Consider the following 11,147-nt stretch of genomic DNA (forward strand, 5'->3'; position numbering starts at 1 on the left):
ATCTGCTACTTATTCCTCAATTTTACCGCCAGCAGCTTCGATAGCAGCACGAGCACCTTTAGTCACACGCAGGCCACGAACAGTTACCGGACGAGTTACCTCACCAGACAGGATCACTTTCGCGAACTCGATCTGGACACCGATAATGTTTGCCGCTTTCAGCGCGTTCAGGTCTACTACATCGCCTTCTACGTGAGCCAGATCGGAGAGACGGATCTCTGCGGTGATCATCGCTTTACGAGAAGTGAAGCCGAATTTCGGCAGACGACGGTACAGAGGCATCTGACCACCCTCGAAACCGCGACGTACGCCACCGCCAGAACGAGACTTCTGACCTTTGTGACCACGACCACCGGTTTTACCGAGGCCAGAACCGATACCACGACCCAGGCGTTTACCCGCCTTTTTGGAGCCTTCGGCCGGAGACAGAGTATTTAAACGCATCTCTTACTCCTCAACTTTAACCATGAAGGAAACCGCGTTGACCATACCACGAACAGCAGGAGTATCCTCGCGCTCTACGGTGTGACCAATACGACGCAGACCCAGGCCAAGCAGTGTTGCCTTGTGTTTCGGCAGACGACCGATTGCACTGCGGGTTTGAGTAATTTTAATAGTCTTTGCCATGGTTTATTTCCCCAGAATTTCTTCAACGGATTTACCACGCTTGGCAGCGACCATTTCTGGAGAATTCATATTTTCCAGGCCATCAATAGTTGCACGAACCACGTTGATCGGGTTGGTGGAACCGTATGCTTTAGCCAGAACGTTATGAACCCCAGCAACTTCCAGAACGGCGCGCATTGCACCACCGGCGATGATACCGGTACCTTCGGAAGCTGGCTGCATGAATACACGAGACCCCGTGTGAACACCTTTAACCGGGTGTTGCAGGGTGCCGTTGTTCAGCGCGACGTTAATCATGTTGCGACGGGCTTTTTCCATCGCTTTCTGGATCGCTGCTGGAACTTCACGCGCTTTACCGTAACCAAAACCAACGCGACCGTTACCATCACCAACTACAGTCAGAGCTGTGAAGGAGAAAATACGACCACCTTTAACGGTTTTAGATACGCGGTTTACCGCGATCAGCTTTTCCTGCAGTTCGCCAGCTTGTTTTTCGATGTGAGCCATCTTACACCTCTACCTTAGAACTGAAGGCCAGCTTCACGGGCAGCATCTGCCAGTGCCTGGACACGACCATGATATTGGAACCCGGAACGGTCAAAGGAAACATCTTTGATGCCTTTTTCCAGAGCGCGTTCAGCAACAGCTTTACCCACAGCTGCAGCCGCGTCTTTGTTACCGGTGTACTTCAGTTGTTCAGAGATAGCTTTTTCTACAGTAGAAGCAGCTACCAGAACTTCAGAACCATTCGGAGCAATTACCTGTGCGTAAATATGACGCGGGGTACGATGTACCACCAGGCGAGTTGCACCCAGCTCCTGGAGCTTGCGGCGTGCGCGGGTCGCACGACGGATACGAGCAGATTTCTTATCCATAGTGTTACCTTACTTCTTCTTAGCCTCTTTGGTACGCACGACTTCGTCGGCGTAACGAACACCCTTGCCTTTATAAGGCTCAGGACGACGGTAGGCGCGCAGATCTGCTGCAACCTGGCCGATCACCTGCTTATCAGCGCCTTTCAGCACGATTTCAGTTTGAGTCGGACATTCTGCAGTGATACCGGCCGGCAGCTTATGTTCAACAGGATGAGAGAAACCTAAAGCCAGGTTTACTACATCCCCTTTAACCGCTGCACGATAGCCTACACCAACCAGCTGAAGCTTTTTAGTGAAGCCTTCGGTAACACCGATAACCATTGAGTTCAGCAGGGCACGCGCGGTACCAGCCTGAGCCCATCCGTCTACGTAACCATCACGCGGACCGAAGGTCAGAGCATTATCTGCATGTTTAACTTCAACAGCATCGTTGAGAGTACGAGTCAGCTCGCCATTTTTACCTTTGATCGTAATAACCTGACCGTTGACTTTAACATCAACGCCGGCAGGAACAACGACCGGTGCTTTAGCAACACGAGACATTTTTTCCTCCGATTAGGCTACGTAGCAGATAATTTCGCCACCAAGACCAGCCTGGCGCGCTGCACGATCAGTCATAACACCTTTAGAGGTAGAAACAACTGCGATACCCAGACCCGCCATAACTTTCGGCAGCTCATCTTTACGTTTGTAGATGCGCAGACCTGGGCGGCTGACACGCTGAATGCTTTCTACAACAGCTTTACCCTGGAAATACTTAAGAGTCAGTTCCAGTTCCGGCTTGATGTCGCCTTCAACTTTAAAATCTTCAATAAAGCCTTCTTCCTTCAGCACGTTGGCAATTGCCACTTTCAGCTTGGAGGAAGGCATGGTGACCGCAGCTTTATTCGCGGCCTGACCGTTACGGATACGGGTCAGCATATCCGCGATCGGATCTTGCATGCTCATCTGTCTTTACTCCCGTGATTCAATTGGTGACAATTACCAGCTAGCCTTTTTCAGACCCGGGATTTCACCGCGCATAGCGGCTTCACGGACCTTAATACGGCTCAACCCGAACTTCCGCAGGAAACCATGCGGACGACCTGTTTGACGGCAGCGATTACGCTGACGAGACGGGCTGGAATCACGCGGCAGAGTCTGCAGCTTGAGAACAGCGTTCCAACGATCTTCGTCGGTTGCGTTCACATCAGAGATGATAGCTTTCAGTTCAGCGCGTTTAGCGAAGAATTTATCAGCTAAAGCCACGCGCTTTACTTCGCGTGCTTTCATTGATTGCTTAGCCATTAAGTAACCCTACCTTACTTGCGGAACGGGAAGTCAAAGGCAGCCAGCAGAGCGCGGCCTTCTTCATCAGATTTCGCAGTAGTGGTAATGGTAATATCCAAACCACGAACGCGGTCGACTTTATCGTAGTCGATTTCTGGGAAGATGATCTGCTCACGGACACCCATGCTGTAGTTACCACGGCCGTCGAAAGACTTAGCGGACAAGCCACGGAAGTCACGGATACGCGGTACAGCAATAGTGATCAGGCGCTCAAAGAACTCCCACATGCGCTCGCCGCGCAGAGTTACTTTACAGCCGATCGGATAGCCCTGACGGATTTTGAAGCCTGCAACTGATTTGCGTGCTTTGGTGATCAGCGGTTTTTGACCGGAGATTGCTGTCAGGTCAGCTGCTGCGTTATCCAGCAGTTTCTTGTCAGCGATCGCTTCACCAACACCCATGTTCAGGGTGATCTTCTCGACCCGAGGGACTTGCATGACAGAATTGTAGTTAAACTCAGTCATGAGTTTAGCGACTACTTCGTCTTTGTAGTAATCATGCAGTTTCGCCATCGTACTACTCCAAATTACTTGATAGTTTCGCTGTTAGACTTGAAGAAACGGACTTTTTTGCCGTCTTCGAATCTAAAGCCTACACGGTCAGCCTTGCCGGTTGCCGCGTTGAAGATAGCAAGGTTAGAGATCTGAATAGCTGCTTCTTTCTCTACGATGCCGCCTGGTTGGTTCAGGGCCGGAACCGGCTTCTGATGTTTCTTAACCAGGTTGATACCTTCAACAATGACCTTGCCGGAAGACAGGACATTTTTTACTTTACCGCGTTTACCTTTATCTTTACCGGTTAACACGATAACTTCGTCATCACGACGGATTTTAGCTGCCATGATTCGCTCCTTAGAGTACTTCTGGTGCCAGAGAGATAATTTTCATGAACTTCTCGGTACGAAGTTCACGAGTTACCGGCCCAAAAATACGCGTACCGATAGGCTGCTCGCTGTTATTGTTCAGAATAACGCATGCATTACCATCGAAGCGAATGACAGAACCGTCCGGGCGACGAACACCCTTCTTGGTGCGCACCACTACCGCCTTCAGCACATCACCTTTTTTGACCTTACCACGCGGAATTGCTTCCTTGATGGTGATCTTGATGATGTCGCCTACGCCTGCGTAGCGACGGTGCGAGCCACCCAGAACCTTGATACACATTACGCGACGTGCACCGGAGTTGTCGGCGACGTTCAGCATAGTCTGTTCTTGGATCATTTTAGTGCTCCGCTAATGTCAACTACTACTGAGACCCGAAAATTAGGGTCGTTAAAAAGCCCCATATCGAGGGCGCGGCATTATAACACCACAAACCAGATATGGGTAGAAAAAATAAACGGCTCATCGCTGAGCCGTTTATCCGTATCGAGAATGCGTACTCTATTACAGAACCGCTTTCTCTACAACGCGAACCAGCGTCCAGGACTTAGTCTTGGACAGCGGACGGCATTCGCGGATTTCAACCACGTCACCGATACCGCATTCGTTGTTCTCGTCATGTACGTGCAGTTTGGTCGTACGTTTGATGAATTTGCCGTATACCGGGTGTTTCACCATACGTTCGATAGCAACAACAATGGATTTCTCCATTTTGTCGCTAACTACGCGACCTTGCAGAGTACGGATTTTATCGGTCATTACGCACCCGCCTTCTGAGTCAGTAAAGTCTTAACGCGTGCAACATCACGACGCACTTGCTTCAGCAGATGAGTCTGTTGCAGCTGGCCACTTGCAGCCTGCATACGCAGGTTGAACTGCTCACGCAGCAGGTTCAGCAGCTCAGCGTTCAGCTCTTCAACGCTTTTTTCACGCAGCTCTTTTGCTTTCATTACATCACCGTCTTAGTTACAAAGGTGGTTTTGATCGGCAGTTTCGCTGCTGCCAGGCCGAATGCTTCACGGGCCAGCTCTTCCGGTACGCCGTCCATTTCATACAGGACTTTACCCGGCTGAATCAAGGCAACCCAGTACTCCACGTTACCTTTACCTTTACCCATACGAACTTCCAGCGGCTTCTCGGTGATCGGTTTGTCCGGGAATACACGGATCCAGATCTTACCTTGACGCTTAACTGCACGGGTCATAGCACGACGTGCTGCTTCGATCTGACGGGCAGTCAGACGACCACGGCCAACAGCTTTCAGACCGAAAGTGCCGAAGCTAACATCCGTACCCTGCGCCAGACCACGGTTGCGGCCTTTGTGCACTTTACGGAATTTTGTACGCTTTGGTTGTAACATCAGCGACGCTCCTTATTTACGGCCTTTACGCTGCTGCTTTTTAGGTTGAGCAGCCGGTTCCGGTTGTTCAACAGCAGCCATACCACCCAGGATCTCACCTTTGAAGATCCATACCTTAACGCCGATTACACCGTAAGTGGTGTGCGCTTCAGAGGTGTTGTAGTCGATGTCAGCACGCAGAGTGTGCAGCGGTACGCGACCTTCACGGTACCATTCGGTACGTGCGATTTCCGCGCCGCCCAGACGGCCGCTAACTTCAACTTTGATACCTTTAGCGCCCAGACGCATTGCGTTCTGTACAGCACGCTTCATCGCACGACGGAACATAACGCGACGTTCCAGCTGAGAAGTGATGCTGTCAGCAACCAATTTAGCGTCCAGTTCAGGCTTACGAACTTCGGCAATATTGATCTGTGCAGGTACGCCAGCGATATCCGCTACGACCTTGCGCAGTTTTTCTACGTCTTCGCCTTTCTTACCGATAACGATACCCGGGCGAGCAGTGTGAATGGTCACACGGATGCTCTTAGCCGGACGCTCGATAACGATGCGAGATACAGACGCTTTAGCCAGTTCTTTTGTCAGGAACTGACGTACTTTAAAATCGCTGTCCAGGTTGTCAGCGAATTCTTTGGTGTTCGCGAACCAGGTAGAGTTCCATGGTTTGACAATACCCAGGCGAATACCATTAGGATGTACTTTCTGACCCATTGCTAGTCTCCAGAGTCTCAGCGATCGGACACAACCACAGTGATGTGGCTGGTGCGCTTCAGGATGCGATCTGCACGACCTTTAGCACGCGGCATAATGCGCTTCATGCTCGGGCCTTCGTCTACGAAAATTTTCGCAACTTTCAGATCATCAATGTCAGCGCCATCGTTGTGTTCAGCGTTAGCAATGGCAGATTCCAGTACCTTCTTGACCAGTACAGCAGCTTTTTTGTTGGTGTAGGTCAGAATATCCAGGGCCTGCGACACTTTCTTACCGCGAATCAGGTCAGCTACGAGGCGAACCTTCTGAGCAGAAGAACGAGCATGGCGATGTTGAGCTAAAGTTTCCATCTCTTCCTCCTACCTTATTTCTTCTTCGCTTTTTTATCAGCAGCGTGGCCGCGATAAGTACGAGTCGGTGCGAATTCACCCAGTTTGTGACCAACCATTTCGTCGGAAACAAAGACTGGAACGTGCTGACGACCATTATGGACAGCGATGGTCAAACCGATCATGTTAGGAAAGATCGTTGAACGACGGGACCAAGTGCGCAGGGGCTTCTTGTCTCCGCTTTCCACCGCTTTCTCTACCTTCTTCAGCAAGTGCAGGTCAATAAAAGGACCTTTCTTGAGAGAACGTGGCATGGCTTATCCTCTAAAATTATTTGCTACGGCGACGTACGATGAATTTATCAGTACGCTTGTTGCTGCGGGTCTTCTTACCTTTGGTCTGCAGGCCCCACGGGGATACCGGGTGCTTACCAAAGTTACGACCTTCACCACCACCATGTGGGTGGTCTACTGGGTTCATCGCAGTACCGCGAACGGTAGGACGAACACCACGCCAGCGTGCAGCACCTGCTTTACCCAGAACGCGCAGCATATGCTCAGCATTGCCAACTTCGCCCAGAGTAGCGCGGCAGTCTGCTTCGACTTTACGCATTTCACCAGAACGCAGACGCAGGGTGACATAAGCACCATCACGAGCAACGATCTGAACGTAAGTACCAGCGGAACGTGCCAGCTGACCGCCTTTACCTGGTTTCATTTCTACGTTATGAACGGTAGAACCAACCGGGATATTGCGCATCGGCAGGGTGTTGCCTGCTTTGATTGCAGCATCAACGCCAGACTGAATCTGGTCACCAGCTTTCAGGCCTTTCGGGGCCAGGATGTAACGGCGCTCGCCGTCTTTGTACAGAACCAGCGCGATGTTCGCGGAGCGGTTCGGATCGTACTCAAGACGTTCAACAACTGCCGGGATACCATCTTTGTTGCGTTTGAAGTCAACAATACGGTAAGCCTGCTTGTGGCCACCACCGATATGACGGGTGGTGATACGGCCATTGTTGTTACGACCACCGGATTTGCTGTTTTTTTCCAGCAACGGAGCAAAAGGTTTGCCCTTGTGCAGCTCTGGGTTAACCACTTTAACGACGTGGCGACGACCCGGAGATGTCGGTTTACATTTAACAACTGCCATTGTATTACTCCTCCGACTTACTCAGCGCCGCCAACGAAGTCCAGATTCTGGCCTTCCTTCAGGGTGACGTAAGCTTTTTTCCAGTCGCTACGACGACCGATACGCTGTCCGTGACGTTTAACTTTCCCTTTAACTACCAGGGTGTTAACGACTTCGACTTCGACTTCAAACAGTTTCTGCACAGCAGCTTTGATTTCTGCTTTGGTCGCGTCTTTAGCAACTTTGAGAACGATGGTGTTTGTTTTTTCCATCGCAGTAGACGCTTTTTCAGAAACGTGCGGTGCGCGCAGCACCTTCAGCAGACGTTCTTCACGAATCATGCCAGCATCTCCTCAACTTGCTTAACAGCATCAGCAGTCATTACGACTTTGTCGAAGGCGATCAGGCTAACCGGGTCGATACCGTTCGCATCACGTACGTCAACCTTGTGCAGGTTACGTGCGGCCAGGAACAGGTTCTCGTCCAGCTCACCGGTGATGATCAGCACATCTTCCAGAGCCATGTCTTTCAGTTTCTGTGCCAGCAGCTTAGTTTTCGGCGCTTCAACAGAGAACTTCTCGACAACGATCAGACGATCCTGACGTACCAGTTCGGACAGAATGCTTTTCAGCGCGCCGCGGTACATCTTCTTGTTAACTTTTTGACTGTGGTCCTGCGGACGAGCAGCGAAGGTCACGCCACCGGAACGCCAGATCGGGCTCTTGATAGAACCAGAACGCGCACGGCCGGTACCTTTCTGGCGCCACGGTTTTTTACCGGAGCCAGTGATTTCAGCACGAGTCTTCTGAGCACGAGTGCCCTGACGCGCACCAGCTGCATAAGCAACAACAACCTGGTGAACCAGCGCTTCGTTGAAATCACGACCGAAGGTAGTTTCGGAAACAGTCAGCGCGCTCTGCGCGTCTTTCAATACTAATTCCATTGCTATCTCCTCACGCCTTCACAGCTGGTTTAACGATCAGGTCGCTACCGGTAGCACCCGGGACAGCACCTTTAACCAGCAGCAGGTTGCGCTCAGCATCAACACGTACTACGTCCAGGCTCTGAACGGTTACACGCTCATTACCCAGCTGACCTGCCATTTTCTTGCCTTTGAACACTTTGCCCGGAGTCTGGTTCTGACCGATAGAACCCGGAACGCGGTGAGACAAGGAGTTACCGTGAGTAGCGTCCTGGGTACGGAAGTTCCAGCGCTTAACGGTACCAGCAAAACCTTTACCTTTAGAGGTACCGGTTACGTCAACTTTTTTAACGTCAGCAAACAGTTCAACGCTAATGTTCTGACCTACGGTGAATTCTTCGCCGTCAGCAAGACGGAATTCCCACAGACCACGGCCAGCTTCAACGCCAGCTTTAGCGAAGTGACCCGCTTCCGGCTTGGTTACACGGTTAGCTTTTTTAGCACCGGTGGTAACCTGGATTGCGCGGTAGCCATCGTTAGCCAGGTCTTTAACCTGAGTAACGCGGTTTGCTTCAACTTCGATTACGGTTACTGGGATAGATACGCCATCTTCAGTGAAGATGCGGGTCATGCCCACTTTTTTACCGACTAAACCAATCATTGTTTCAACCTCTCAATCGCTCGATGACCTGATTAACCCAGGCTGATCTGCACGTCTACACCGGCAGCCAGATCCAGACGCATCAGAGCATCAACGGTTTTTTCAGTTGGCTCAACGATGTCAACCAGACGCTTGTGAGTGCGAATCTCGTACTGATCACGCGCGTCTTTGTTGACGTGCGGGGAGATCAGAACGGTAAAGCGCTCTTTGCGGGTCGGCAGCGGGATCGGACCACGGACTTGCGCACCAGTGCGCTTAGCAGTCTCGACGATTTCCGCGGTTGATTGATCGATCAGACGATGATCAAACGCTTTAAGGCGGATACGGATTCTTTGGTTCTGCATGAGACCAGAGCTCCAATTATTTTATAGACGAAATGATTACTCCTCATACCCATTACGATTGATGGGAGAGTGTAACCGTTCTTACATAGTCCCCCGATTGGGGACATTGTTTGATAGCAAAAAGCACTATCAGGGTTCATATCGAACCGGCTGTCAACTTTGACAGGCCCGCGCATTATACGCAAATTCTGGCACGACGCAAGCGCTGTTTAGAAAATCATCACCGGGATTTGCGCGTCTTCGCGATAGTGCGCTGTGCAAGCGCCGTAACGCTGCCAATAAATCCGCAAAGCGCCATCCACTCTCGAAAATTGCATTTTGCCCTGCGCCGAGCCGATAAGCATAGTGAGGCCATGTTCATTGCTCATCACGGGGTAACCTATGCTCGCCGCCCTCCCCTTCTTACTGTGCTATAGCGGATTGACGCTAGCATTATGTCAGCAGGACCTGCGTTACGGCTTGCTGCCAGACCGTTTCACCTGTCCCCTGCTATGGAGCGGCTTGCTTTTTTATCTCTGTCTGGCGCCGCATCAGCTCAACGAGGCTGTCTGGGGAGCACTAGCCGGCTATCTCTCGTTTGCCGCCCTTTATTGGCTATACCGCAGGGTCCGTGGGCATGAAGGATTAGGCTATGGCGATATAAAATATCTCGCCGCCCTTGGGGCCTGGCATGGCTGGCGAATGCTGCCGCAGCTGGTGCTGGTAGCGTCATTGCTCGCTGGCATGACGTGGGTGATATTGGGACTGTCCGCCAGGTGCGGCGGCAACAGAAAATGGGAAAAGAATAACCCGCTGCCATTTGGGCCATTTCTGGCGGCAGCAGGTTTCTGGTGCGGGTGGCAAACGCTGGCTAATCTGACACTTTGATCTGCGACTGCAGGTAATTTTGCAGGCCAATTTTGCCAATGAGATCGAGTTCGGTTTCCAGCCAGTCGATATGGCCTTCTTCATCCGCCAGGATCTCAATCATCATATCGCGGCTGACATAGTCATGTACGCTGTCGGCATAGGCGATCGCTTCACGCAGGTTTTGCGCGCCTTCCAGCTCCAGGCGTAAATCTGACTGCAGCATCTCTTCCACATCTTCACCGATGCCAAGTTTGCCGAGATCCTGCAGATTAGGAATGCCTTCGAGGAAAAGAATACGCTCGATGTACTTATCGGCGTGCTTCATTTCATCAATTGATTCGTGGTACTCAATATCGTTGAGGCGCATCAGACCCCAGTTTTTGAACATTCTCGCATGGAGAAAGTACTGATTGATTGCGACCAGCTCATTTCCCAATAATTTATTGAGATAACTTATGATTTTGACATCACCTTTCATTATATAGTCCCTCCGCTTCCACTTATTGAAGCGTAGTCCGGCCTATAGGGATGTCAAAAGAGAAGCGCGGACTTCAGGCGATTTCTTTGAATTCCGGCATGGTGGTTAATTCATCTTCCATCACTTCACGTGCAGCTCGAACACACTTACCGCATTGATTTCCAACGGGAACAAACTTACGTAATTGCTGAAAAGATTGCGGTTGAAACTGGCGAACAACCTGGCGAATTTTTTTATCGCTAACGCCATTGCACAAACAAACGTACATATAAACTCCCGTTCAATTTATGCACAAATATTAAATGAGAATAGTTATGATTACAATAGACCATTTGCGCATTATCCGCCGCAGCGCACGTTATGAATGGTGTGTTGTACACGTTATTTCGCGGAACTGCGCGCAGCAAAAAGGGCGCCGAAGCGCCCTTTTTATTCGAAGCTAACGAATTAGCCCAGAACTTTAGCTACAACGCCCGCGCCAACGGTACGGCCGCCTTCACGGATTGCGAAACGCAGACCGTCGTCCATCGCGATCGGGTGGATCAGGGTAACAACCATTTTGATGTTGTCGCCCGGCATAACCATCTCTACGCCTTCCGGCAGTTCGATGGTGCCAGTCACGTCAGTAGTACGGAAGTAGAACTGCG

25 protein-coding genes and 1 pseudogene are annotated in these 11,147 nt (G+C 51.0%); 1 reads left to right on the top strand and 25 read right to left on the bottom strand.

The genetic code is table 11. The features are described from left to right. Positions 1-9: 9 nt before the first annotated feature. The 22 genes from rplO to CW267_RS30990 all read right to left on the bottom strand — a co-directional run bounded on the left by rplO (position 10) and on the right by CW267_RS30990 (position 9,541). A complete protein-coding gene (gene rplO, locus CW267_RS28505) occupies positions 10-444 on the bottom strand; it encodes a 50S ribosomal protein L15 (RefSeq protein ID WP_002919516.1) in 435 nt (144 codons plus the stop codon). A gap of 3 nt (positions 445-447) precedes the next feature. Beyond that, positions 448-627, bottom strand: coding sequence for a 50S ribosomal protein L30 (gene rpmD, locus CW267_RS28510; RefSeq protein WP_001140434.1), 180 nt, complete (start codon positions 625-627; stop codon positions 448-450). A 3-nt stretch (positions 628-630) separates the two neighbouring features. Next, positions 631-1,134 carry a 30S ribosomal protein S5 gene (gene rpsE / locus CW267_RS28515; RefSeq protein WP_000940121.1) on the bottom strand — a complete coding sequence of 168 codons (504 nt, stop codon included), beginning with the start codon at positions 1,132-1,134 and terminating at the stop codon, positions 631-633. Between the two features lie 14 nt (positions 1,135-1,148). Then, positions 1,149-1,502, bottom strand: coding sequence for a 50S ribosomal protein L18 (rplR, locus tag CW267_RS28520; protein WP_006817270.1), 354 nt, complete (start codon positions 1,500-1,502; stop codon positions 1,149-1,151). A 9-nt stretch (positions 1,503-1,511) separates the two neighbouring features. Then, positions 1,512-2,045, bottom strand: coding sequence for a 50S ribosomal protein L6 (gene rplF, locus CW267_RS28525; RefSeq protein WP_008807049.1), 534 nt, complete (start codon positions 2,043-2,045; stop codon positions 1,512-1,514). Between the two features lie 12 nt (positions 2,046-2,057). Next, positions 2,058-2,450, bottom strand: coding sequence for a 30S ribosomal protein S8 (gene rpsH, locus CW267_RS28530; RefSeq protein WP_008807048.1), 393 nt, complete (start codon positions 2,448-2,450; stop codon positions 2,058-2,060). Between the two features lie 33 nt (positions 2,451-2,483). Next, positions 2,484-2,789, bottom strand: a complete 306-nt coding sequence (rpsN, locus tag CW267_RS28535) for a 30S ribosomal protein S14 (RefSeq protein WP_002919667.1) — start codon at positions 2,787-2,789, stop codon at positions 2,484-2,486. A gap of 14 nt (positions 2,790-2,803) precedes the next feature. After that, entirely contained in the window at positions 2,804-3,343 is a 540-nt protein-coding gene (gene rplE, locus CW267_RS28540; RefSeq protein WP_003031123.1) for a 50S ribosomal protein L5, read from the bottom strand. A gap of 14 nt (positions 3,344-3,357) precedes the next feature. Continuing rightward, on the bottom strand, positions 3,358-3,672 hold the full coding sequence (rplX, locus tag CW267_RS28545) for a 50S ribosomal protein L24 (RefSeq protein WP_003031122.1): 315 nt from the start codon (positions 3,670-3,672) through the stop codon (positions 3,358-3,360). Positions 3,673-3,682: 10 nt separating this feature from the next. After that, a complete protein-coding gene (gene rplN, locus CW267_RS28550; RefSeq protein WP_002919748.1) occupies positions 3,683-4,054 on the bottom strand; it encodes a 50S ribosomal protein L14 in 372 nt (123 codons plus the stop codon). Positions 4,055-4,219: 165 nt separating this feature from the next. Continuing rightward, a complete protein-coding gene (gene rpsQ / locus CW267_RS28555; protein ID WP_004106347.1) occupies positions 4,220-4,474 on the bottom strand; it encodes a 30S ribosomal protein S17 in 255 nt (84 codons plus the stop codon). Then, complete coding sequence (gene rpmC, locus CW267_RS28560; RefSeq protein ID WP_002919754.1) at positions 4,474-4,665, bottom strand: 50S ribosomal protein L29; 192 nt, start codon at positions 4,663-4,665, stop codon at positions 4,474-4,476. Before rpmC ends, rpsQ begins: the two co-directional genes overlap by 1 nt. Then, entirely contained in the window at positions 4,665-5,075 is a 411-nt protein-coding gene (rplP, locus tag CW267_RS28565; protein WP_002919759.1) for a 50S ribosomal protein L16, read from the bottom strand. The genes rpmC and rplP overlap by 1 nt, the downstream gene beginning before the upstream one ends. Before the next feature lie 12 nt (positions 5,076-5,087). Next, the gene (gene rpsC, locus CW267_RS28570) at positions 5,088-5,786 is read right to left on the bottom strand and encodes a 30S ribosomal protein S3 (protein WP_002919766.1); all 699 of its coding nucleotides are present in this window, start codon (positions 5,784-5,786) and stop codon (positions 5,088-5,090) included. A 17-nt stretch (positions 5,787-5,803) separates the two neighbouring features. After that, the gene (gene rplV, locus CW267_RS28575) at positions 5,804-6,136 is read right to left on the bottom strand and encodes a 50S ribosomal protein L22 (RefSeq protein ID WP_002919773.1); all 333 of its coding nucleotides are present in this window, start codon (positions 6,134-6,136) and stop codon (positions 5,804-5,806) included. Positions 6,137-6,150: 14 nt separating this feature from the next. Next, positions 6,151-6,429: a 30S ribosomal protein S19 gene (rpsS, locus tag CW267_RS28580; RefSeq protein WP_001138115.1), complete on the bottom strand. Its 279-nt coding sequence runs from the start codon at positions 6,427-6,429 to the stop codon at positions 6,151-6,153. Positions 6,430-6,445: 16 nt separating this feature from the next. After that, positions 6,446-7,267 carry a 50S ribosomal protein L2 gene (rplB, locus tag CW267_RS28585; RefSeq protein WP_002919786.1) on the bottom strand — a complete coding sequence of 274 codons (822 nt, stop codon included), beginning with the start codon at positions 7,265-7,267 and terminating at the stop codon, positions 6,446-6,448. A 17-nt stretch (positions 7,268-7,284) separates the two neighbouring features. Then, positions 7,285-7,587: a 50S ribosomal protein L23 gene (gene rplW, locus CW267_RS28590; RefSeq protein ID WP_000617546.1), complete on the bottom strand. Its 303-nt coding sequence runs from the start codon at positions 7,585-7,587 to the stop codon at positions 7,285-7,287. Beyond that, on the bottom strand, positions 7,584-8,189 hold the full coding sequence (gene rplD, locus CW267_RS28595) for a 50S ribosomal protein L4 (RefSeq protein ID WP_002919794.1): 606 nt from the start codon (positions 8,187-8,189) through the stop codon (positions 7,584-7,586). Before rplD ends, rplW begins: the two co-directional genes overlap by 4 nt. A gap of 10 nt (positions 8,190-8,199) precedes the next feature. After that, positions 8,200-8,829: a 50S ribosomal protein L3 gene (gene rplC / locus CW267_RS28600; protein ID WP_002919796.1), complete on the bottom strand. Its 630-nt coding sequence runs from the start codon at positions 8,827-8,829 to the stop codon at positions 8,200-8,202. Between the two features lie 32 nt (positions 8,830-8,861). Beyond that, a complete protein-coding gene (rpsJ, locus tag CW267_RS28605; RefSeq protein ID WP_001181005.1) occupies positions 8,862-9,173 on the bottom strand; it encodes a 30S ribosomal protein S10 in 312 nt (103 codons plus the stop codon). 209 nt (positions 9,174-9,382) lie between these two features. Next, positions 9,383-9,541, bottom strand: coding sequence for a hypothetical protein (locus CW267_RS30990; protein ID WP_153242722.1), 159 nt, complete (start codon positions 9,539-9,541; stop codon positions 9,383-9,385). A 13-nt stretch (positions 9,542-9,554) separates the two neighbouring features. Here CW267_RS30990 and CW267_RS28610 point away from each other — a divergent pair, with 13 nt between their 5' ends. Then, positions 9,555-10,040 carry a prepilin peptidase gene (locus tag CW267_RS28610; protein ID WP_008807047.1) on the top strand — a complete coding sequence of 162 codons (486 nt, stop codon included), beginning with the start codon at positions 9,555-9,557 and terminating at the stop codon, positions 10,038-10,040. Here CW267_RS28610 and bfr read toward each other — a convergent pair. The 3 genes and pseudogenes from bfr to tuf all read right to left on the bottom strand — a co-directional run. After that, entirely contained in the window at positions 10,024-10,500 is a 477-nt protein-coding gene (gene bfr / locus CW267_RS28615; protein ID WP_004206792.1) for a bacterioferritin, read from the bottom strand. The genes CW267_RS28610 and bfr overlap by 17 nt on opposite strands. Before the next feature lie 73 nt (positions 10,501-10,573). Then, positions 10,574-10,768: a bacterioferritin-associated ferredoxin gene (gene bfd / locus CW267_RS28620; RefSeq protein ID WP_004152415.1), complete on the bottom strand. Its 195-nt coding sequence runs from the start codon at positions 10,766-10,768 to the stop codon at positions 10,574-10,576. 179 nt (positions 10,769-10,947) lie between these two features. Further along, positions 10,948-11,147: pseudogene (tuf, locus tag CW267_RS28625) on the bottom strand (elongation factor Tu); the annotation flags it as partial.

Origin of the sequence: Klebsiella sp. X1-16S-Nf21, from assembly GCF_002837615.1 — a bacterium.
GTDB classification, from domain to species: Bacteria; Pseudomonadota; Gammaproteobacteria; order Enterobacterales; family Enterobacteriaceae; genus Klebsiella; species Klebsiella variicola.